Origin of the sequence: Kribbella sp. DT2, from assembly GCF_049844575.1 — a bacterium.
Classification (GTDB): domain Bacteria; phylum Actinomycetota; class Actinomycetes; order Propionibacteriales; family Kribbellaceae; genus Kribbella.
Genome location: NZ_JBNCLH010000003.1, coordinates 100397 through 121129, shown reverse-complemented (window position 1 = coordinate 121129; position 20733 = coordinate 100397). Strand labels below are relative to the sequence as shown.

Annotated in this window: 26 protein-coding genes; 8 read left to right on the top strand and 18 right to left on the bottom strand. The window is 70.4% G+C overall.

The window, feature by feature from the left end:
- Positions 1–176: 176 nt before the first annotated feature.
- Positions 177–896, bottom strand: a complete 720-nt coding sequence (locus ACLQ2O_RS14080) for a TetR/AcrR family transcriptional regulator (protein WP_425831189.1) — start codon at positions 894–896, stop codon at positions 177–179.
- Between the two features lie 165 nt (positions 897–1061).
- Between ACLQ2O_RS14080 and ACLQ2O_RS14075 the strand changes: the two genes are divergently transcribed.
- The gene (locus tag ACLQ2O_RS14075) at positions 1062–1493 is read left to right on the top strand and encodes a DUF1707 domain-containing protein (protein WP_425831187.1); all 432 of its coding nucleotides are present in this window, start codon (positions 1062–1064) and stop codon (positions 1491–1493) included.
- 264 nt (positions 1494–1757) lie between these two features.
- Here the strand turns inward: ACLQ2O_RS14075 and ACLQ2O_RS14070 are convergent, their stop codons facing one another.
- A complete protein-coding gene (locus ACLQ2O_RS14070) occupies positions 1758–2258 on the bottom strand; it encodes an SseB family protein (protein ID WP_425831185.1) in 501 nt (166 codons plus the stop codon).
- 80 nt (positions 2259–2338) lie between these two features.
- On the opposite strand from ACLQ2O_RS14070, the gene ACLQ2O_RS14065 reads away from it, so the two are divergent.
- From ACLQ2O_RS14065 to ACLQ2O_RS14055, 3 genes are all read left to right on the top strand, one after another.
- The gene (locus tag ACLQ2O_RS14065; protein WP_425831183.1) at positions 2339–2839 is read left to right on the top strand and encodes a hypothetical protein; all 501 of its coding nucleotides are present in this window, start codon (positions 2339–2341) and stop codon (positions 2837–2839) included.
- Positions 2826–3488 (top strand): uridine kinase family protein, encoded by a 663-nt coding sequence (locus tag ACLQ2O_RS14060; RefSeq protein WP_425831181.1) that lies wholly within the window; start codon positions 2826–2828, stop codon positions 3486–3488. Before ACLQ2O_RS14065 ends, ACLQ2O_RS14060 begins: the two co-directional genes overlap by 14 nt.
- A 66-nt stretch (positions 3489–3554) precedes the next feature.
- Positions 3555–4445, top strand: coding sequence for an aldose 1-epimerase family protein (locus ACLQ2O_RS14055; protein ID WP_425831179.1), 891 nt, complete (start codon positions 3555–3557; stop codon positions 4443–4445).
- 17 nt (positions 4446–4462) lie between these two features.
- Here ACLQ2O_RS14055 and ACLQ2O_RS14050 read toward each other — a convergent pair whose 3' ends face one another.
- The 10 genes from ACLQ2O_RS14050 to ACLQ2O_RS14005 form a co-directional block, all read right to left on the bottom strand.
- Entirely contained in the window at positions 4463–4939 is a 477-nt protein-coding gene (locus tag ACLQ2O_RS14050) for a PH domain-containing protein (protein WP_425831177.1), read from the bottom strand.
- Positions 4939–5784 (bottom strand): ATP phosphoribosyltransferase, encoded by an 846-nt coding sequence (hisG, locus tag ACLQ2O_RS14045; protein ID WP_425831175.1) that lies wholly within the window; start codon positions 5782–5784, stop codon positions 4939–4941. Before hisG ends, ACLQ2O_RS14050 begins: the two co-directional genes overlap by 1 nt.
- A gap of 45 nt (positions 5785–5829) precedes the next feature.
- The gene (locus ACLQ2O_RS14040) at positions 5830–6093 is read right to left on the bottom strand and encodes a phosphoribosyl-ATP diphosphatase (RefSeq protein ID WP_425831173.1); all 264 of its coding nucleotides are present in this window, start codon (positions 6091–6093) and stop codon (positions 5830–5832) included.
- Positions 6094–6169: 76 nt separating this feature from the next.
- Positions 6170–6520, bottom strand: coding sequence for a sec-independent translocase (locus tag ACLQ2O_RS14035; RefSeq protein ID WP_425831171.1), 351 nt, complete (start codon positions 6518–6520; stop codon positions 6170–6172).
- Between the two features lie 205 nt (positions 6521–6725).
- Positions 6726–7961: a S1C family serine protease gene (locus ACLQ2O_RS14030; protein WP_425831169.1), complete on the bottom strand. Its 1236-nt coding sequence runs from the start codon at positions 7959–7961 to the stop codon at positions 6726–6728.
- Between the two features lie 655 nt (positions 7962–8616).
- The gene (locus tag ACLQ2O_RS14025) at positions 8617–9696 is read right to left on the bottom strand and encodes a sigma-E factor regulatory protein RseB domain-containing protein (RefSeq protein ID WP_425831167.1); all 1080 of its coding nucleotides are present in this window, start codon (positions 9694–9696) and stop codon (positions 8617–8619) included.
- Positions 9697–9699: 3 nt separating this feature from the next.
- Positions 9700–10314, bottom strand: a complete 615-nt coding sequence (locus tag ACLQ2O_RS14020; RefSeq protein WP_425831165.1) for an anti-sigma factor family protein — start codon at positions 10312–10314, stop codon at positions 9700–9702.
- A complete protein-coding gene (sigE, locus tag ACLQ2O_RS14015; protein WP_425831163.1) occupies positions 10311–10997 on the bottom strand; it encodes an RNA polymerase sigma factor SigE in 687 nt (228 codons plus the stop codon). Before sigE ends, ACLQ2O_RS14020 begins: the two co-directional genes overlap by 4 nt.
- A gap of 158 nt (positions 10998–11155) precedes the next feature.
- Positions 11156–11377: a biotin/lipoyl-binding carrier protein gene (locus ACLQ2O_RS14010; RefSeq protein ID WP_425831161.1), complete on the bottom strand. Its 222-nt coding sequence runs from the start codon at positions 11375–11377 to the stop codon at positions 11156–11158.
- Between the two features lie 135 nt (positions 11378–11512).
- Positions 11513–12136: a CGNR zinc finger domain-containing protein gene (locus ACLQ2O_RS14005; protein WP_425831159.1), complete on the bottom strand. Its 624-nt coding sequence runs from the start codon at positions 12134–12136 to the stop codon at positions 11513–11515.
- Positions 12137–12203: 67 nt separating this feature from the next.
- On the opposite strand from ACLQ2O_RS14005, the gene ACLQ2O_RS14000 reads away from it, so the two are divergent.
- Positions 12204–13418 (top strand): MFS transporter, encoded by a 1215-nt coding sequence (locus ACLQ2O_RS14000; RefSeq protein WP_425831157.1) that lies wholly within the window; start codon positions 12204–12206, stop codon positions 13416–13418.
- An 87-nt stretch (positions 13419–13505) separates the two neighbouring features.
- Here the strand turns inward: ACLQ2O_RS14000 and ACLQ2O_RS13995 are convergent, their stop codons facing one another.
- Positions 13506–13967 (bottom strand): SRPBCC family protein, encoded by a 462-nt coding sequence (locus ACLQ2O_RS13995; protein ID WP_425831155.1) that lies wholly within the window; start codon positions 13965–13967, stop codon positions 13506–13508.
- A 143-nt stretch (positions 13968–14110) separates the two neighbouring features.
- A complete protein-coding gene (locus ACLQ2O_RS13990; RefSeq protein ID WP_425831153.1) occupies positions 14111–14995 on the bottom strand; it encodes an SIS domain-containing protein in 885 nt (294 codons plus the stop codon).
- Positions 14996–15111: 116 nt separating this feature from the next.
- Here ACLQ2O_RS13990 and ACLQ2O_RS13985 point away from each other — a divergent pair, with 116 nt between their 5' ends.
- The 3 genes from ACLQ2O_RS13985 (at position 15112) to ACLQ2O_RS13975 (ending at position 17906) form a co-directional block, all read left to right on the top strand.
- Entirely contained in the window at positions 15112–15894 is a 783-nt protein-coding gene (locus tag ACLQ2O_RS13985; RefSeq protein ID WP_425831151.1) for a DeoR/GlpR family DNA-binding transcription regulator, read from the top strand.
- A gap of 154 nt (positions 15895–16048) precedes the next feature.
- The gene (locus ACLQ2O_RS13980; RefSeq protein WP_425831149.1) at positions 16049–16726 is read left to right on the top strand and encodes an O-methyltransferase; all 678 of its coding nucleotides are present in this window, start codon (positions 16049–16051) and stop codon (positions 16724–16726) included.
- 112 nt (positions 16727–16838) lie between these two features.
- Complete coding sequence (locus ACLQ2O_RS13975) at positions 16839–17906, top strand: Fic family protein (protein WP_425831147.1); 1068 nt, start codon at positions 16839–16841, stop codon at positions 17904–17906.
- A gap of 6 nt (positions 17907–17912) precedes the next feature.
- Here the strand turns inward: ACLQ2O_RS13975 and ACLQ2O_RS13970 are convergent, their stop codons facing one another.
- From ACLQ2O_RS13970 to ACLQ2O_RS13955, 4 genes are read right to left on the bottom strand one after another with little or no spacing between them, the layout of a single operon-like run.
- Positions 17913–18641, bottom strand: coding sequence for an alpha/beta hydrolase (locus tag ACLQ2O_RS13970; protein ID WP_425831145.1), 729 nt, complete (start codon positions 18639–18641; stop codon positions 17913–17915).
- Positions 18638–19633: an amidohydrolase family protein gene (locus tag ACLQ2O_RS13965; protein WP_425831143.1), complete on the bottom strand. Its 996-nt coding sequence runs from the start codon at positions 19631–19633 to the stop codon at positions 18638–18640. The genes ACLQ2O_RS13970 and ACLQ2O_RS13965 overlap by 4 nt, the downstream gene beginning before the upstream one ends.
- A complete protein-coding gene (locus ACLQ2O_RS13960; RefSeq protein ID WP_425831141.1) occupies positions 19633–20151 on the bottom strand; it encodes a 3-hydroxyanthranilate 3,4-dioxygenase in 519 nt (172 codons plus the stop codon). The genes ACLQ2O_RS13965 and ACLQ2O_RS13960 overlap by 1 nt, the downstream gene beginning before the upstream one ends.
- Before the next feature lie 2 nt (positions 20152–20153).
- Positions 20154–20573, bottom strand: coding sequence for a RidA family protein (locus tag ACLQ2O_RS13955; RefSeq protein ID WP_425831139.1), 420 nt, complete (start codon positions 20571–20573; stop codon positions 20154–20156).
- Positions 20574–20733: the final 160 nt, after the last annotated feature.

Sequence of the window (20733 nt, the reverse complement as noted above, 5' to 3'; positions counted from 1 at the left end):
CCCGTGTCCGGCGCGGACGGCGGGCGGCCGGCGCGACGCGTCCCGTGTCCGGCGCGGACGGTGGGCGGCCGGCGCGCGGCGTCCGGCGCGGGCGGCGCGGGCGGCGCGGGCGGCGCGTCCGGCGCGGGCGGCGCGGGCGGCGCGGGCGGCGCGGGCGGCGCGGGCGGCGCGCTGCCTTACACCTTCTGGTCGATCAGCACCTGGATGCCGTCCAGGATCCGGGTCAGGCCGAACTCCAGGTCGTCGTCGAGCTCGTCCTCGTACTCGTGGTTCGTGTACAGCTTGGTGAGCATCGGATAGTTGCCCGCGGCAAGCCTCGGCACGAGGAAGGCGCCGACGTGCTCGGCCTGCACCGGGACTTGCTGGCTCGCCGCGAGTTGCCGGGCCATGCTGGCGTAGCTGCGGACGTAGCCGTCGAGCAGGACGACGCAGCCGAGGTTGTCGTGCATGCTCAGGCCGGTCGAGTCGAGTGACTGCAGCAGCGCCTCGACCCAGCTGAGCAGGTTGGGCGTGGCCGGGGCGCCGCGGATCGGGAAGTCGAGCATCCACGGGCGTTCGGCGTACTTGGCGACCTGGGCGTCGACCCACGCGGTCGCGCCGGCGCGCCAGTCGCCGGTGCCGAGGTCGGGCGCCGGGCCGAAGGCGGTCTCCTGGACCAGGACGAGCAGCTCGTCCTTGGAGCGTACGTAGCGGTACATGGCGTTGGTGGTGACGCCGAGGTGCGCCGCGATCTTCTGCAGCGAGACCGCCTCGAACCCTTCGCGGTCGCCGAACTCGATGCCGGTGGCCACGATCTCGGCCACGCTGAGGGCCGGCTTCGGCCCACGCCGCTGGACCGGCAGCACGCCCCAGGACAGGGCGAGCCCCGGCGGCAGCTGGGTCCGGTCGTCACTCACAGGAACCATCCTGGCTCAGATCCGACCGCGATCGGAGGTCCAGCGCCGAAGAGGGGTGCTAGGCCTACCTCGAACGCGGGATCCACACCCCTCGGCCCGAAACTGTTCAATCCATACGCTAATTCATGCCGGACCGGTCCACGGTCCACCCCGAAGGAGCCTCAGATGAACACCGTGACCGCGACGCTCGGCCCGCTGCTCTCCCCCGACGAGCTGGCCCTGACCGACCCCGACCGGCGCGCCGCGCACGAGAAGATCGACTCCGCCGCCCGGCTCGGCGGGCTCACCCCGCGGCAGGCGGCCGATCGCCACGACCTGGTCGGTGCCGCCCGGACCCGCGGCGAGCTGCGCCAGATCTTCGACGGCCTGAACGACGCCGTCCCGCCGTACGGGCTGACGCTGGCGCTGCGGATCGCGACGGTCGGCTGGCTGGCGGTCTGCGCGATCCAGTTCGTCGTCTGGGTGACGCTGGCCGTGTTCGGCCACTTCGACGGCCCGTGGTGGCTCTGGTCGGACATCGGCCTGGGTGCTGCCGTCGGCATCCTGTGGTGGACCAACGAGTCCTACCACCGCAAGTCCCACCTGCGGGCACTCTGATGGCGGCACCGGTCCAGCTGACCGACGTCCGCAAGGTGAACGGCACCGGTCCGTCGCCGCCGAGCTCGCCCGACTCTCAGGTCCGAAGGTGTCCCGATGATCCGGCTCGCGCCGTCCAGCCTGCGGGTCCGGGCGGTGCAGTTCGCGGCGATCCTGGTGCCGATCGTGCTGCGTCAGTGATTGCCCTGGGCAACATCTACGCGCAGACGACGCAGCAGAAGGGGGTGGGTCGGCGCCGCGGCGGGGGCGACTTCCCACCCCGTTTCACCCCGTCGGATGCACCCAGCCGAAGCCGCCGTCTTCCAGGCGTACCACCTGGAGGCCGGCGGCCAGGCGTTCGACGTCCTCCGTCTCGATGACACCAGGGGCCGGACCCGCGACGTCGAGGACGATGGCGGACGCGCCTTCCTGTACGGCGGCGGTGGCGATCAGCTGGGTCTGGCCCGGCATCGGGCGCGCCTCGGGGCTCCAGCGGGCCAGAGCCTCGGTGCTGGTGAACGCCAGCAGAGCGTTCCGGCCGTCCTGCCCCTGGAGCAGAGCCACTGCCATGTCGGACGTCTTGTCGTGCGCCAGCCCCTGCTCGTCGTACTCGACCTCGCCGAGCATCGCCACGACCGGGACCAGCAACCTGGCCGTGGTCAGCGCGTGCAGGATCGCGCCCTGGTCCCGGGCGACGAGCGCCTGGGCCAGCGCGGAGTCCGCCGTACCGTCGTCGTTGTCGAAACCGGTGAAGGCCAAACGCTTATCGGGCTGCACGCCGTCCATTGTCCCCGGACCCGGGTTTCAGGGTGTGCTCAGGGCTCTTCCCGGCTTGGTTCCGCACGGGTCTGTGCGAGCCTGGGTGTGTGCCTGACTTCAATGATCTGACGCTGCTGCCGTTCTGTGCGGGTCTCACCCTGCTCGGCCTCATCGGCTCGTGGTTCGCCTGGCGGCGCCGCGGGGCGGCGGCCGGCGTACGGGGTGTGGCCTGGTCCCTGCTGCCGGTCTCGCTCTACCTGACCGGCCTGCTGGAGCTGGTCTGGGACGTCGTGCGCTCGGCGGTCAGCTGGGTCTCGCACCTGATCTTCTCCCCCACGGTGTGGGCCGGGGCCGCGCTGTTCGGCGTCTCCGTCGTCCTGTACGTCGTGTCCGGTGTGGCCAAGGGCCGCCGGAGCCCGGAGAAGCCGGCCAAGACGAAGCCCACGGCCCCCGCCGGTGAACTGACCAGCACCGGACCGGCCCCCGCCTCGGCCTCCGCCCCTGCCGCCAAGCCGGCCAAGGCCCCGAAGGGCGCCAAGGCGAGCCAGCAGGAGTCGTCGGAGTTCGACGAGATCGAGGACATCCTGAAGCGCCATGGAATCAACTGAGCTCGAGACCCCTGCCACGCTGACCATCGACAGCCTGCTGGACCACGTCCAGGCCACCCCGGCCCGCCTCGGCCGGACCCGCCTGATCGGCGTCGACGGCCCCGCCGGCTCCGGCAAGACCACCGTCGCCGCCCGTTTCGCCGCGCGTGCGGAGGCGCGCGGACTGCGGTGCCAGGTCCTGCACATGGACAACCTGTACGACGGCTGGGACGGCGCCGTCCGCGGCTTCGGCCTGCTGCGCGACCACGTGCTGCAGCGGATCTCCGACGGCCGCGAGGGCCGGTACCGGCGCTACGACTGGGTCCAGGGCGCGTACGCCGAGCTGCACGTCGTACCGACTACGCTCGACCTGCTGATCGTCGAGGGCGTCACGTCCTGCGATCGCGACGCCGACCACTGGCAGTCGCTGCGGCTGTGGGTCGAGACCAGCAACGAGGTTCGCCTGGACCGCGGCATCGAGCGCGACGGCGAGGCCCTGCGGGACCGCTGGCTCGACTGGATGCGCTGGGAACGCGACCACTTCGCCGTCCAGCACACCCGCGACCGGGCCCACGTCGTCGTCGACGGCAACCCGACGGTCGCGCACGACAGCGCGACGGAGCTCGCCACCAAGTCGGTCCACCTCGACCACGACTCCGCCGCCTCCTGATCATTGTGACGAAGCCGAAGGCGAGACGGCCTGCGGTCTGCCCGTGATCCGGGTGAGGATGGGCGTATGAGCGTTTTGCCGTCAGGGGAGCAGTGGACCATTCGCGCCGGTGAGTACGCCGGGACCGTGGTGAGTGTCGGGGGTGGCTTGCGCGGACTCGCGTACGGCGGCCGCGAGGTGCTCGTCGGGTACGCCGAGGACGAGGCGGCGCACGCCGGGATCGGGCAGCACCTGTTCCCGTGGCCGAACCGCATCACCGACGGCAAGTACACCTTCGAGGGCGTCGACCAGCAGCTCCCGCTGAGCGAGCCGACCCGGGCCAACGCGATCCACGGCCTGACCCGTTGGGCGAACTGGGAGCGCATCGACGACGGGCTCGACGAGTCGCTGGTCGAGGTCGCGTACCGCCTGCACGGCCAGCCGGGGTACCCGCACCAGCTCGACCTCGCGCTCACCTACCGGCTCGACGCGGACACCGGTCTGACGGTCACGGCCTCGGCGAAGAACGTGGGGACCAGCGCGGCGCCGTACGGGTACGGCACGCACCCGTACCTGACCGTCGGGCGGCAGCTCGACGAGTGCGAGCTGGAGTTCCGCGCCGAGCAGTGGCTGGAGGTCACGCCGGATCGGCTGACCCCGGTCGCGCTGCGGCCGGTCGCCGGGTCGGAGTTCGACTTCGGGACCGCGCGGAAGATCGGCGGGCTCGAGATCGACAACGCGTTCACCGGGCTGCCGGGCAGCTGGGTGGTCACGCTGACCGACCCGGGCAGCGGCAACCGCGCCGTACTGAGCGGTGACACCGGCTGGCTGCAGCTCTACACCGGCAGCGCGATCGGCCGGGTCGGCCTGGCCGTCGAGCCGATGACCTGCCCGCCGGACAGCTTCGTCACCGGCGAGGACCTGGTCGTTCTCGCGCCGGGCGACGAGCACAGTACGACGTTCGCGGTCAGCGTCTAGACCGTACGGCGTCGCGCCTAGGACGTCTGCGTTCCGGCGCCGTGAGCCCGGGCGACGGCGGCCAGCTCCCTGGCCGCCGAGCTCGCCCGGACGCCCTCGGACGCCTGGATCGCGAGGATCCCGAGCCGGTTGTCGTCGGTGTCGTACATCTGCAGCCACGGGTCGCCGGCGGTGAAGCGCAGCACCTTCACGTCGCTCCACGGGTAGGAGTACGACTTGAAGACGTTGCGGACCCGCAGCCCGTCGGCGTACGCCGTGACCCGGACCGTGGCCATCCGGTAGAGCAGGTACAGCACGGTGCCGAAGAACGCGATCAGCGTCAGCCGCTGGAACAGCGTGAACGTCGCCCGCGACTCGTCCGGCAGCCGGAACCAGATCACCCCGAAGACCGCGAAGATCGACACCGCCATCGCCGTCGTCACCGCCGCGACGATCCGCGGGTGGAAGGTGAACAGCGGGGTGACACCGGTCACGAGCGACTCCGGGGTGGCCATCAGATCCGCGCGGCGTGGATGTCGGTGGTCAGGATCGCCCGGGCGCCGAGGTCCCAGAGCTGGTCCATGATCTTCTGCGCGTCGGCCCGGAGCACCATCACACGGACGGCGACCCAGCCTTCCCGATGCAACGGCGACACCGTCGGCGACTCCAGGCCCGGGGTCAGCGCGTTCGCTGCCTCGACCGCCTCGGCGCGGATGTCGTAGTCCATCATCACGTAGTTGCGCGCGACCAGGACGCCCTGCAGGCGGCGTACGAGCTGCTGCAGGCCCGCCGGCTGGTCGACGCCGTGCCGGGTGATCAGGACGGCCTCCGAGGTAAGGATCGGCTCGCCGAACACCTCGAGGCCCGCCTGGCGCAGCGTCGTACCGGTCTCGACGACGTCGGCGATCACGTCGGCCACGCCGAGCTGGACCGCGGACTCGACCGCGCCGTCGAGCTTGACGACCGAGGCCTCGATGCCGTTCTCGGCCAGGTGGTCGGACAGGATGCCGGCGAACGACGTCGCGATCCGCTTGCCGGCCAGGTCCTTCACCGAGTCGGCCACGCCGGGCCGGCCGGCGAACCGGAAGGTCGACCCGCCGAAGCCGAGCTCCATCAGGATGTCGTCGTCGGCGTGCGAGTCGAGCACCAGGTCACGGCCGGAGATGCCGACGTCGAGCGTGCCCTCCCCGACGTACACGGCGATGTCGCGGGGGCGCAGGTAGTAGAACTCGACCTCGTTCGCGGTATCGGTCAGCGCGAGGTCCTTGGTGGTCCGGCGCTGCTTGTAGCCGGCCTCGGTCAGGATGGCGGTGGCGGCCTCGCTCAGCGAGCCCTTGTTCGGTACTGCGACGCGCAGCATGGGGTGGCCTTTCGGAAGATGTGGTCCCGGGATCCGCAGTGCTGCCTACAGATGTCGGTACACGTCGTCGAGGTCCAGGCCGAGCGCGTGCATCATCACCTGCGCGTGGTAGAAGAGCTGGCTGATCTCCTCGGCGGCCCGGTCCTTGCCCTCGTGCTCGGCGGCCATCCAGGACTCGGCGGCCTCCTCGACCAGCTTCTTGCCGATCGCGTGCACGCCGGCGTCCAGCGCGGCCACGGTGCCGGAGCCCTCCGGCCGGGTCAGCGCTCTCTCGCCGATCTCGGCGAACAGTTCCTCAAAGGTCTTCATCGCGCGACCAGCCTAGAGGGCGCCTGGTAAGCGCCGGTCAACAGGTCTCGTCCAGCGGGACCAACAGCCTGTACGCCTAGGTCGACTCGGGGTCGTACGGCGCGCGCTGACCGGCCGGGAGCCGCTGCACGGACTCCATCAGGTCGCCGGAGTTGGACACCGGCTTGTCGTCGTCGTAGTCGTCGTCCATGCCGTCGAGCAGGTGCTTGCGGACGAAGCTGCGCGGGTTCAGGTCCCGGACGTCGAGGTCGGCGAACTCCGGGCCGAGCTCGTTGCGCAGGTCGGTCTGGGCGTTGTTGACCATCTGGCGCACCTGGCGCAGCAGCCGGCCCGCCGTCCGGGCGAACTCCGGCAGCCGGTCCGGCCCGAACAGCAGCACGGCGACGATGGCGATCACGACGAGCTCGAGCGGCCCGATGCCGAACATGTCCCCACCTTCTCCGGTCGTTCCCAGTCCGCAGACAGGGTAGCCCGCGTGCGGTCAGCGCGTCGGGCGGGTCAGTCTCTGATCGGCGGAGTCCCGCCGACTTTCCTTCCCGGATTCCTGCCGGTCAACTCCTGTCCGCCGTGCGCTGACCGGTTCCGGTCGTACGGCGTACACGGTCTTCGGTGCCGTCGGCGGTCCGGATGGCTCAGCCGGTCTGCTGGCCCAGCGTGATCGAGGCCTCGCGTGGCCGGCCGGCTCGCTGGTACGCGAGCTTGACGGTCTCGCCCGGCCGGTGCGTGCGGATCGCGACGATCAGGCCCTCGGCGGTGTCGACCGGCTGGCTGTTGATCGAGGTGACGACGTCACCGGTCCGCAGCCCGGCGCGCGACGCCGGGGAGCCCGCCGTCACGGTGGTGACCCGCGCGCCGCCCTCGAACCGCATGTCCACGTTCGCGCCGATCACCGGGTACGACGCCTTGCCGCTGGCGATCAGCTGCTGCGCCGTACGGCGTGCCTGATCGATCGGGATCGCGAACCCGAGCCCGATGTTGCCGCTGCTGCCCTCCTCGGCGCCACGCACGGTGGCGATCGCGGAGTTCACGGCGATCACCTTCGCGTTCATGTCGACCAGCGGGCCGCCGGAGTTGCCCGGGTTGATCGCGGCGTCGGTCTGCAGCGCGTTGATGTAGGAGATCTCGCCCTCGCCGCCGGCGGTGACCGGGCGGTTCTTGGCCGAGACGATGCCGGAGGTGACGGTGCCGGCCAGGCCGAGCGGCGAACCGATCGCGACCACGTCCTGCCCGACGATCGCCGAGTCGGAGCGGCCGAACTGCACGGCCGGAGCGTCGATCCCGACCACCTGCACGACCGCCAGGTCGTACGCCGGCGAGCGGCCGACCAGGCGCGCCGTCGCGGCCTTGCCCTGCTGGGTGACGACCTGGATCGAGCCGCCGTTGGCCGCGGCCGACACGACGTGGTTGTTGGTCAGGATGTGCCCCGAGGTGTCGATCACGAAGCCGGAACCGGTGGCGCCGCTGTTGTCGGTGCCTTCGACCTTGAGCTGCACGACGCTCGGCAGCAGCGCCTGGGCGACCGCCGAGACGCTGCCGGTCCGGATCTTCGGGTCGGTCCCGTTGCCGATCTCCGGGCCCGACTGGTCGACGATCGGGTCGGGACGGTCGAACGCGAGGACGGCCGTTGCCGCGCCCGCACCGGCGATGAGCGCGACGACCAGCGAGACGATCGCCGCGACCAGGATCGTCCGGTTGCTGTTGCCGCTCTTCGGCGGCGGCGCCGGGGTGTAGGCCCGGGCCTGCTGCTGGTGCCAGTCCAACGGCGGCGGAGGCACGTACGCCGGCTGAGGCTGCGTCGGCCACGCCTGCCCTTGGTACACCGGCCGGAACCCAGGCTCCTCAGCCTGCCCGAAGCTCCGCTGAGTCATGGACCGCTCGGACTGCCGGTAAGCAGCCTCCCCACCAGGAGCCGCCAACGGCGCGCTCCCGTTCCCCACCGAAGGAGGAGCCGACGGAGAAGCCGCAGGACTCGCCAGAGGCGTATCGGCGGGCCCAGCTCCCACGGGCCCACTGGGCGCTGGGCCCGCGGGTCCACCAGGTGCACCACCTGCACTACTCGCGGGCTCGCCAGACGCGCTGCCGCGAGCACCACCCGCGGGATCGCCCAGCCCACCACCGAGCGCGCCGCTTGCAGCATTGCCCGGCCCACCACCGAGCGCGCCGCTTGCAGCATTACCCGGCGCACCGCCGGGAGCCGCGCTTACGGGATCGCCGGGCGTCCGCCCCGCGCCGTCCGCGCCGTAGGCGCTGGACCCCGGGGCCGCCGCCCCTCCCCCCACACCACTCGAGGGGTTCAAGTACGAGCCACCCAGCGCGTCCCCGCCGGACCCCGAGCCCTCTCCCCCGTCGGGGGCAGGCGGGACGACCGGGCCGGCCACGGGCCTCTCGGTCGGGACCTCGCGGGTCGGTTCCCCGTCCTGCGGAGTTCGTACTGTCGGCTCGGCGTCGTCCCAGCTCACGGTGGCCGCCTCACGTCGTCGTTTGTCTCGTGGTGAGAGCTTCGGAAGACACTCCCAGGTTTGATTATCCCAGCTTCCACGAGAGCGCACTCATCGGAGTGAGCCACGTCGCGATTCGGGCCAGTCCAGTACCCATCCGCTGCACCGGTGTCACCCGCGCCGGCACCTGGTGCGGGAACGCGTCCACGACCCGCCCCAGCACGTCCGCCGGCACGTCACCGACCAGCGTGTAGACGATCCCACCAGAAGACCACACGGCGTACGACGGCATCCCGTACCGCACGTGCACCCCCGGCGTCCCCGTCGTCCCGTACCCGGCGACAGCCTTCGGGTCCAGCGCCCCACGCTGCTGGAACAGCGACACGTTGAACAGCCCGTCCGAGTACGAGAACTGCAGCACTCCGGCCCCGGTGTCCTGGTGCACGTCGTACAGCTGCAGCGCCCCCGGCAGCTCGCTCGTACAGGTCCAGCCCTGTGTCCGCAGCCCGTCGACCCCGCTGAGCCCCATCGAGTCCGACCCACCGGGCAGCATCGGCGGCAGGTGCCCGAGGAACTCGCTGTTCTCGATCTCCAGGTCGGTGAACACCGTCGCCCGCACCAGCGCCTTGCCGTCGGCACCGAACAGCTGCCGCTGCAGCAGCAGCCCGGTCGCCTGGTCGATCCAGAACCGCGCCGCCAGCGTCTGGTCGCCACGCAGCGCCTCCACCAGTACGGCGGCCCGCCCGATCGTGTCCGTGCAGCACCGGTAGACCAGCTGGTACGTCGCCTTGAGCAGCGCCAGCGGTCCGCCGTCGACAGAGGGGCTCTCCCCTTCGGTGGCCCGCTGCACGAACGACTTGGCGTCCGAGTCGCTGGAGCCGACCAGACTGATCTCCGACCCCTGTGAGGCCGCGTGCACGATGTCCAGCATCGCGGAGCTCGAGCCCTGCGGTCCCCACGAGGTGACGATCTGAGTGCCGTGGTACGAGATGTGGTCCGGCGCGGCAGCAGCTCGCTCCAGCCAGCTGACCGCCAGCGGCGCGTCCGCCCGGGGAGCCGCCGGAGCAGGCATAGCTGTGGCGGGCAGGGGCAAGCCGATGCCGATCAGGACAGTGCTGACCAGCACCGCGAGCCGGGCAGGGCCGACCAGACGGGTGGTGCTCACGACTCAGCGCCCGCTCAGAGCCACCGGCTGCAGCGTCGGGCTCAGCCCGGCGTACCCAGTCCCGTTGTAGGAGTTGAAGAACGCCACCGGGTCACCGAACGGGCTGCCACCGGTCGTGGCCGCGTGATCCGCCGAGAAGCTGGCCACCGGGGGGGCCAGCACCGGCGGCTGCTCGGTGCCACGCGCCGGGTCGCCCAGCACGAAGGCCGTCCCCAGCAGGGACGCCACGGCAGCAGCCGACCCAGCAGCACCCAGTACGCCGGTACGCCGGCGCGACCTGGTCGTCGTACGGGCAGCAGGCCTGGTGGCACCGGTCCGGGCAGCCGGGAACGCCGAGCGCTGCGGGCTGAGCGTGACGGACGGCGTGAGCACCGGCCGCACCTCCTCGCGCGGCTCCAGCGAGAACGCGGGCACACCCATCAGCCGCTGCATCAGATCGGTCGACGGCTCCGGAGCCTCCAGCGCGGACATCCGCGCCTTCAGCCGGCGCTGCGCCTCGACCTCGGCGCGGCAGGAGTCGCAGCAGACCAGGTGGCTCAGCACGCGGTCACGCGAGTCGTGGTCGAGCTCCCCGTCGACGGCGGCACTCAGCTTGTCCAGCGGGTGCTGCACGGTCATCGGTCGCCACCTCCACCGGGAAGGGGTCCGTCGGCGGGCGGGCCGCTGACACGGGAGTGGCCGGTCCGCGGCGCACGGTGCTCGAGGTGCTTGCGCAGCATCGAGCGGCCGCGGTGGATCCGGCTCCGGACGGTGCCGAGCTTGACGTCCAGCACCTCCGCGATCTCGTCGTACGTCATGCCTTCGATGTCGCACAGCACCACGGCCGCACGGAAGTCCTCCGGCAGCGCGGCCAGCGCGTGCTGGACGTCGTGGTCGAACTGGTCCTGGTCGAGCTTCTCGGCCGGGCCGCTGCCCTTGGCCGGCAGCCGGTCGTGCGCGTCCTCGGGCAGCCCGTCGAAACGGATCCGCTGCTTGCGGCGGGCGCCGTCGAGGAACAGGTTCGTGGTGATCCGGTACAGCCAGCCCTCGAACGTGCCCGGCGTGTAGCTCGACAGCGACCGGAAGACCCGGACGAAGACCTCCTGCGTGAGGTCCTCGGCGTCGTGCTTGTTGCCGGTCAGGCGGTAGGCCAGCCGGTAGACGCGCGCCGAGTGGGTCCGGACGATCTCGTCCCACGAGGGCAGGACGTCGGGCTGGTCCTGCGGGAGGGTCTGGGGAGCCAGAGCAGGCGCCACGGAGGTGTCGACCGGCTTCACGGCAACGCCTCCCTGGGTCCTCTCGGCAACGAGCGTGACCACCATGGTGCCGTGTTCACCGTCCTCTGCGCACGTCGGGGACACCCGGGCCGAACCCTGAGATGCCGGTACGACGGTCCAACGGCGCGCGCGGACGGGAAGTTCCCGGTGATCACTCGTCCCCAGTAGACGCCACCGCGGTGGCGATCGGTTGACCGGGTGACCTATTTCTCCTCGATCACCGCGATCGGGTCCCCGTCCCGCACCACTTCACCCTCGGCCACCTTGAACTCGGTGATCGTCCCCGCCACCTCGGCCAGCACCGGAATCTCCATCTTCATCGACTCCAGAATCACCAACGTGTCCTGCGGCCCGACCTCGTCCCCGGCCTGCGCGGTGATCTTCAAGACGTTCGCCACCAGCTCCGCCACCACGGTGTGACCCACGAGCACTCCTCCATAGCCGGACCCTGGCTGCCGATCCTAGGCGCTGCCCCACCCGGCACGAGACGACTCCCAGCCGGTCACCCACCACACCTGGCACGAGACGACCCCCAAGGCAGTCGCCCGCCAGCGCCACTCCTAGCTAGTGGCCCGCCGCGCCCGGTGCGAGGCGACCCTGGTGCGGCTCGCGCAGGTCGGCGTACAGAATCTCCGCGGCCTTCGAGCCGCCGGGTTCACGAACACCCGCTCACAGTCGCCCGCCGCGCACACACCGATCGCCCCGAAGCCGTGCGCAGCGGCAAACCCCGACAGCCCGAGCGCAGCCCCCGCCGCCAACCACTCAGCCCAGCTCGCCTCCGGCCTGGCGACATGCAGATGCCACGGCGTCCCATCGTGATCCGACAAATACGGCCGTACGGCGTACTCCGCCAGCAACCCATTCAGCATCCCCGCAGCCTTCCCCGCCCCAGCCCCTCCGACCGCGGCCGCGGCCCCGGCCCCTCCGACCGCGACCGCGGCCCCTCCGGTTGTCTCCGCCGCCCCGGGCGCGCCCGCGTGGAAGACCGGGCGGATCAGCTCGCGGACCTCGCGGACCTCGATCAGGTCCTGTTCGTTGATCCGGACCGGTTCGGGCTCGCCGTGGTCGAGCAGGAACCGCCGGAGGTCGGCCGGCTTCGTCAGCTTCTCCGGCTCGAGCGTCCGGGTGTTGACCAGGTCGACCGCGAGTCCGACCAAGCGGTTCGGCGTCAGCAAACTTTCCATTGGCGCCATCGTAACGCCATTGCTAACGTAACGCGTAACTACATGTTACGCGTTACAAGGAGTCCCAATGCGCGAACTGCTCGGCATCCGAGCCATGCCCGCGTACTTCCTCGCGGCGACGCTCGCACGGGTCGGCGACGAGATGGTCGCCTTCACGCTCGTCCTGCTCGTCCTCGAACGCACCGACAGCGCCGCACTCGCAGGAATCACCGGCGCCGCCTACGCACTCCCTGCGGTCATCACCGGCCCACTGCTGGGCGCCTGGCTCGACCGCACGGCGTACCGGCGTACCGCACTGGGCGTGAACCAGGCGGTGCTCGGCGCGGTGATGCTCAGTTTGCTGTTCATCACCGGGCACGGACCCGCGTGGACTACTCCGGCACTCGCGGCCGTGGCGGGCGTGACGCTGCCGATGGTCAGCGGTGGGTTCACCAGCATGCTGCCGACACTCGTCCCCGGCCGCCTCCTGGCGGAAGCGAACAGGTGGGAAGCAGCAAGCTTCGGCGCGGCCACGATCACCGGCCCGGCAGCTGCGGCGACCATCGCCGCTGCCGTCTCGGTCGACGCCGCCGTACTGGTCATCACAGTGACCGCGACGCTCAGTATCTTCGCCATCGCCCGGCTGCCCGCCCTGCCCGCCGCAGTCACAGCGGACGATCGCGAGCCGTTCCTGACATCGGTCGTCGGCGGCCTGAAGCATCTGGCCCGCACACCCCCGCTGCGAGCATCCACGATCAGCAGCACGATGCTGATGGGAGCTGTCGGCATCCTGCTGATCACACTGCCGCTCCACATGACCACCCTCGGCGCGCCCCGCTCGGCCGCCGGCTACCTCTGGACCGCTCTGCAGCTCGGCAGCGTCACCACCGCCGTACTGCTCGGCCGCCTGCAGGCCAGGTGGCGCCCTGAGCACATCGTCATGGTCACCGTGGCCGCCTACGGACTGGCGATGACCACCTGGCCACTGGCCTCCAGCTTCGTCGTACTGGTCGTCCTGGCGGCGGCCACCGGCCTGATCGAGGGACCGATGTTCCCGGCCATGCTTGCTGCCCGGCAGCAGTACAGCCCGGTCGCACTGCAAGGCCGAGTCAGTACGACGGCCGCCAGCCTCCGAGTAGGCGCAGCCGCCCTCGGACAGGCCGCCGGCGGCCTGCTGGTCCCGGTCATCGGCACCCACGCGGCGCTGCTGGCCGTAGCCCTCACACTGGTCGCCGCTGCAGCCGTCGGCCGGCTCTCTGCCTTCACCACCCACCAGGAGCCAGCTCAGGTCACCAGCCCTTGACCACCTGGAGGCCTGGGCTCCCTACAGGGCAAGCGGTAGGTGCGGCCCGGCATACGCAGACCACAGATCGCCTCGCTCAAGCCTCGGTCACTCGACCGTGCGGGCCAAAATGCCGAGCGTCGCGCGGAGGCCGGCTTCCGGGATGACCGGGAAGATCTCTGCCTCGCGGTAGCGGTCGGCGATCTGGCTCCAGTCGTAGTACGAGGTCACGAGCGTGCCGGTCTCCGACGGTTCCAGCCGGTAGCCGTACAGGTGCTTGATCGGTGGCTGGATCGTGCCGGAGATGGTCCACTCGATCTCCGTGTCCGGTACGAACCGGGTGATGATCACGGTGACGTCGTACTTGCCCATCGGCAGGTCGTTCAGCGACTCGCGATCCATGTGTACGACGAACTCGTCGCCCACAGCACCGACTACCGACCCCTCGGCCGACTGCAGCATCCCGGAACTGTCGATCGCGACATGCCCCCGCGGATCGCGCAAAACCTCGAACACCCGCTCCGGCGTCGCCGCAACCTGCCGCTGGACCTCGAACCGCTCAGTCGTCATACGCCCACCCTGCCACCCGCCCGGAGACCGGGCCGGGTGGGGCGAGCGAGCCGGGCAGCCAACTAGGCCGACCCCGCACGCGATCCACGGCGCTGCCCCGCAGAAGCACCGCGCGAGCGGGATCGTCCGCCAACTCGCCGTACCTACTGATCCAGGATGACCGACCGGCTGAGGCTCCGCGGCTGGTCCGGGTTGAGCCCCAGCGCCAGCGACTTGGCGACGGCGACCCGTTGGGCGACCACCAGGGACGCCATCGGGTCGAGGTCCTCGTGGTGGACGACCGTCGCGCCGGTGGCGGTGATGTCGTCGAGGAGGCCTTCGGGGGCGTCGCCGAAGAGCCAGGCGCCGCGGCCGGGCTGGGCGATGGCGATGGGGCCGTGGCGGTAGTCCATGGCCGGGTACGCCTCGGTCCAGGCCGATGCTGCCTCGCGCTGCTTCAGGCCGGCCTCGTGGGCCAGGCCGATGGTCCAGCGGGTGCCGAGGTAGCTGACCTGCTCGAGCTTGGCGAGCTCGTCGACGTCGATCGTCAGCGCGGTCTCGGCGTCGGCGGCGGCCTGGGTCAGGTCCTGGCCGAGGGACAGCCGCAGCAGCGCCAGGGCCGTGGTCGCGAAGCGGGTCTGTACGACGGACTGCTCGTCGGCGAAGTCGAGCATGATCGTGTGGTCGGCCAGCTCGACGATCGGTGAGCCCGGGGTCGCGGTGATCGCGATCGTCGGGACCGACGTCCGGCGGATCAGGTCGAGCACCTCGGTCGTCGTACCGGAGCGGCTGATCACCACGATCGCGTCGTACGAACGGCTGAAGGCGAACTCGGACCCGGCGAACGCGTCGGTCTCGCCCTGGCCGAGGTCCTCGCGCAGCGCGGCGTACGCCATCGCCATGAACCAGGAGGTGCCGCAGCCCACGGCCGCGACCCGTTGACCGGGCTGCGGGAGTGCGCCACCGTACTGCGCGAAACCGGCCGAAACCTGTCGCCACAGGGCCGGCTGGGTGGCGATCTCGGTGCTCACGAACGGGGTGTCGGTCATGTCGTCTCCGTCGATGTAATGGTCGAAACTGCTCGAACGTGATCGAATGGTGCCAACCGGCAGCCGCCCGGCTGACCGATTGTGTGCTGTGCCGACTCCTTTAGGAGGAGCCCCGGGTGAAGCGTTATGAACGGCTGAACACGTTGCTCGAGACGCTGGCCGAAAAGGGCGCGATCGACGTCGACGAGCTCGCCGAGCAGCTGCACGTGTCCGCGGCGACGATCCGCCGCGACCTGGACCACCTGGGCAAGCAGCAGCTCCTCACCCGGACCCGCGGCGGCGCGGTCGCCAACGCGGTCTCCTACGACCTGCCGCTGCGCTACAAAACTGCGCGTTTCGCGTCGGAGAAGCAGCGGATCGCGCAGGCCGCGGCCACGCTGGTCCGCCGTGGCATGGTGATCGGCATGAACGGCGGCACCACCATCTCGGAGGTGGCGCGCACGCTCGCGACCCGGCCGGAACTGTCGGCCGAGCACGGCGAGCCGGCCTTCACGCTCGTCACCAACGCGCTGAACATCGCCAACGAACTGATCGTCCGGCCGCACGTGAAGATGGTGCTCACCGGTGGCGTGGCGCGGCCGCAGTCGTACGAGATGATCGGCCCGCTGTCGCACCGGATCCTGGCCGACCTGTCGCTGGACATCGCCTTCATCGGGGTCGACGGCATCGACGAGACCGGCGCCACCGCCCACCACGAGGGCGAGGCGAACATCAACCAGCTGATCGTCAGCCGGGCCGCCAAGGTGGTCGTGGTCGCCGACTCCAGCAAGCTCGGTCAGCGCGCCTTCGCCCGGATCTGCGAGCTGAGCGAGATCGACACGCTCGTCACCGACGCGCAGGCCGACGAGTCCCAGCTGGCCGTGTTCAAGGAGGCCGGGATCGACGTGATCCGGTCCTGATTCACTGATTCTTCGCACTGGCCACCTCCTCGGGCGATCTCTGACTCGTCAACGCGATCATATCTGACTCAAGCGGCGGTGTAATGAGCAAGAGTGCGCAGTCTCAGCGCGGGAGGCACGGAACGAGGACCGCAGGGCGCTAGGCTTTCGACGGATGAGGACTGCAGCGGCGAGACATTGGGAGGGCATCATCGCCACCGGCATCGACCCCGCGTCCTGGGCGTACGCCGAGGACTACACCGGTGAGACCGAAGCGGTCACCGGTGCCCGGGCGAGCGCTGCCGACAGCGGGGTGTCCGCGATCGGGCCCGGCGCCGCCTCCGCGCTGAGCGTGCTCGCCGCCGCCGTGGGCGCCAAGTCGGTCGTCGAGATCGGCACCGGTACGGGGGTCTCGGGCCTCGCCCTGCTGCGCGGCATGCGCCCCGACGGCACGCTGACCACGGTCGACATCGACGCCGAGAACCAGCGGCTGGCCCGCAAGACCTTCCTGGACGCCGGGGTCCCCGCGAACCGGTTCCGCCTGATCGCCGGCTCCGCCCTGGACGTCGTCACCCGCCTGACCGACGGCCACTACGACCTGGTCTTCTGCGACGCCGACAAGCGCGAGTACACGGCGTACCTGCACGAGGCCCTGCGCCTCCTGCGTCCCGGCGGCGTCGTCGCCTTCGACAACGCCCTGCACGCGGGCCGCGTCGCCGACCCCTCCCAGCGCGACCCCGACACCACCGCCGTCCGCGACCTGATCCGCGCGATCCGCGACGACGACGACCTGGTCTCCGCCCTCCTCCCCTGCGGCGACGGCCTGCTCGCCGCCGTCAAACGCGCGGAGTGACTGCGTCGCGCACCGTTAGTCACTGAACGGGCAGGAAACTACCTAACAAAACCAACAAACATACTAAGATGGACTCTAGTTAGTATGTTTGTTGGTTCTTTGGGGGTTTCCTGTGCGCTCGTTCGCCACTCTCGACCGGCTGATCGGCCACGTACCGGCCGATGTCGTCATGCGCCTGCGTGCGATCGACACCGGCCGCGGCAGTGAAGCTCTCTTCCGCCACCAGTTGCCCGCCCTGCTGACGGAGCTCGCCAACCGGGCGCGGGTGCAGAGCATCACCGCCTCGTCGGCGATCGAGGGGGTCGTGGTTCCCGACGTACGACGAGCCGCAGACGTCATCGACGGACGCGCAGGGGTGCTGCGGACAAGGAGTGAGAAGGAGCTTGCCGGGTACCGCAAGACCCTCGACTACCTCTTTCAGGAGGACTGGCATCCCCTGAACCTGGGTCTGCTCCTGCACCTGCATCGGTTGCTCTGGTCGGAGACGGAGTACGGCGGCGGGCAACTGAAGACGGACGACAACCTCGTGGTCGACCGGTCGCCCGACGGAACCCAGACGGTCCGGTTCCGGCCTGTGCCGGCGAGTGAGACGCCGGACTGCCTGGTGAACCTGATCGACCGGTACGACGCGGCGCAGCGCGCCGGTCGGCATCATCCTGTGCTGCTGGTCGGGCTCGCGGTCCTGGACCTGCTGGTCATCCACCCCTTTGCCGACGGCAACGGGCAGGTTGCTCGGGCGCTGACGAACGCACTGCTGATCGACGCGGGGTACGAGGTCTGTCGGTGGGTCTCGCTCGAGCAGCTCATCGCCGAGTCCGCCGACGGGTACTACGACGCGTTGCTGGCCTCCACGAACAACTGGCACGAGGACAGCGCGGACCCCTGGCCATGGCTGAAGTACTTCGTGACCGTTCTGTCGTCGGCGTACGAGACCTTCGCTCAGCGCGCGGCGTCCGACCGCTCCGGTGGGACCAAGCAAGAACGGGTCCGGAAGTACATCCTCGAGCACGCTGCGCCGGTGTTCCGGCTGGCCGAGGTGCGGTCGGCGCTGCCGGGGATCAGCGACCAGACCATTCGCCTGGTGCTCGACCAGCTCAAGGTCGAGCACCTGGTCAGTCCGGACGGAGTCGGGCGGAGTGCCGTGTGGAGGCGGTCGCCGGACGCGAACCTGCGGTTCTGAGCGTTGTCAGGCGTGGCCGGTCAGGCGGGTGATTTCGTTCGTGACCGTGTGCCAGGCCTCGCTCAGGGGGTCGATGAGCTCGTAGTGGCCCACGCCCTCCAGCCGGTCCAGCTTGGCGGTGGGGTGGGCCGCGACGTACGACTCGGAGATCGACAGCGGGACCCGCTGGTCGCGGGTGCCGTGGATGAGGGCTACCGGGGCGATCGGCGCGGGCAGGTGGGTCGGGTCAAGGTCGTTGCGGACTCCGGAGCTGATGAAGTCCTGTACGGCGCCGTCGTCGAGGATGAGCTGGTCAGCCATCAGGAGGTCCGCGACGGGGGCCAGGGCGACCACGCCGCGGAGCTGGACCGGGTTGAGGGTTGCGGCGGCCCACAGGGCCAGGTGGCCGCCCGCTGAGTGGCCGACGAGGACGTAGCCGGCGTGCAGGTCCAGGAGGCCGGGGAGACGGTCCAGGGCCTCGCGGATGTCGTTCGTCGTGAGGTCGGGCTGGCCGGGGACCCGGCGGTACTCCACGGACGCCACCGGCCAGCCCTCGGCGGCCAGGGCCTCGCCGAGCGGGCGGGCGTGGACCCGGTCGTACTCCGGCCGCCAGAAGCCGCCGTGCAGGAAGATCACGGCCGGGCGGTATTCCTTGGCGTGCCAGACGTCGACGACGTGGTCGGCATCCTCGCCGTACCGGAGCTGCTCGTCGGGCTCGCGGGTCTCACGGGACAGCACTGAGCGGTCCTCGGTCATCCAGACCTCCCCAGGTAACGCATCGCGTTGGCGGACAGCAGCTTGTGCCGTTGCCCGTCGGACAGGAAGCCGGCCGTGCGCACCACCGCTCCGGCCGGACGCTCACCCAACGGGTACGGGTAGTCGCTACCGACCATCACCCGGTCCTCGCCCAGCGTGTCGACCAGGAGCCGCAACGGGGCCTCGTCGAACACCACGGTATCGACGAAGAAGCGGTCCAGATAGTGGCTCGGGGCATGCATCGAGGCGCCGCGGACGATGTCGCCGCGCCGGTGCCAGGCGTTGTCCAGCCGGCCGAGCCAGAACGGGAAGCTGCCGCCGCCGTGCGCGAAGCAGATCCGCAGCTCCGCCGGCAGGCGGTCGAACGCGCCGCCGAGGATCATCGCGAGCACGGACAGATGCGTCTCCGCGGGCATCCCGGTCAGCCAGCGCGCCATCCAGCGGTCGAGTCGCGGGCCGCCGGGCATGTCCCACGGGTGCACCAGCACCGGCGCGCCGACCTCGGCACAATGGGTGAGGAAGGCAACGATCCGGGCGTCGTCGAGGTCGCGGTCGCCGACGTGGTTGCCGATCTCGACGCCCACGTGCCCGCCGTCGAGGCAACGATCCAGCTCGGCGCAGGCCGCGTCGGGATCCTGCAACGGGACCTGGCAGAACGGCACGAACCGGTCGTCACCCGCGAGCGTCTCGAGGGTGCGGTCGTTGAATATCCTGGCCAGCTTCGTCGCCTGGTCCGCGGGGCGCTCGTACCCGAAGAACACCGGGGTCGGCGACACCACCTGCAGCTCGATGCCGTCGGCATCCATGTCCGTACGCCGGACGCCGGTGTCCCACGCCTGCGGGCCGACCGGCCGGAACTCGGTCTCCCCGACCATGATCATCGCGGCCCGCTCGGAGTCGACCCGCAACCACGGCCAGTCGGTCCCTCCACAGGCTCCGGCCAGGTCGGGCCAGCCCTTGGGGACCAGATGGGTATGAACGTCAACTGCCATCAGGCTTTGCCCGGGTGCAGCGTGCCGCACTCGGGACACGTGCGGGCGTCCTCGCTGGCGTAGAAGGCCTTGAAGACCGGGGGCAGGTCCTCGACGATGTCGGTCACCTGGAGCTCGACCTCGTGGACGACCGCGTTGCAGTTGGCGCAGTACCACCGGAACTTCTCCAGTACGCCGGCCTCGCGCACCCGCTCGATCACCAGCCCGATCGACTCCGGCCCGCGCTGCGGGGAGTGCGGCACGTTGCGCGGCAGCACCCACATCTCGCCCGCGTTCACCTCGACGGTCGCCGGGCCGTCCTCGGTCATCACGTTGACGCGGAGCTGCCCGGAGATCTGGTAGAAGAACTCCTCGTACGGGTCGACGTGGAAGTCGGTGCGCTGGTTCGGCCCGCCGACCACCATCGTGATGAAGTCGTCCCCGGTCGGGAACATCTGCTTGTTGCCGACCGGCGGCTTCAGCAGGTGCTTGTTCTGCTCGACCCACTCCGGAAAGTTCGTCGACTCCAGGTTGACCATCGTCAGCTCCTCTGCGGAATAACTGCTACAGCGGATATCTCGATCAGCAAGTGCGGATGCGGCAGTTGATGCACCGCCACGGTCGTCCGCGCCGGCCCGGTCTCGTCGAAGAACTCGCCGTACACCGCGTTGTACCCGCCGAAGTCGTTCATCGACACCAGGTACGCCGTGACGCTGACCAGGTCCTCCAGCCCGGCGCCGACCGACGCCAGGATGTCCCGGATGTTCTCCAGTACGGCGCGCGTCTGCACCGCGATGTCGAGCGTCGCGGTCCCGAGCTCGTCCACCGACGCGCCCGCGATCGTGTTGTCCGGCAACCGGCTCGACGTACCGGAGACGTACGCGAACCCGCCCGCCGTCTTCACGTGCGGGAACCGCCCGCGCGGCACCGCCTTGCCCGCCACCACCTTCGCCTCGTCCACAGGTGCATCCTCTCCCGGACCGGCGGATCCGGCCAGTGCGGCGCGGCCGGGATCCATCGGTGGCTGATCTACGACATGGCGGTATCAGGCCAGCCGATCACCTTGCCGGGACCGGGCGGCGCTGACGAGGATCGAACGCGGTCTTCGTCCGGTCCGCGAC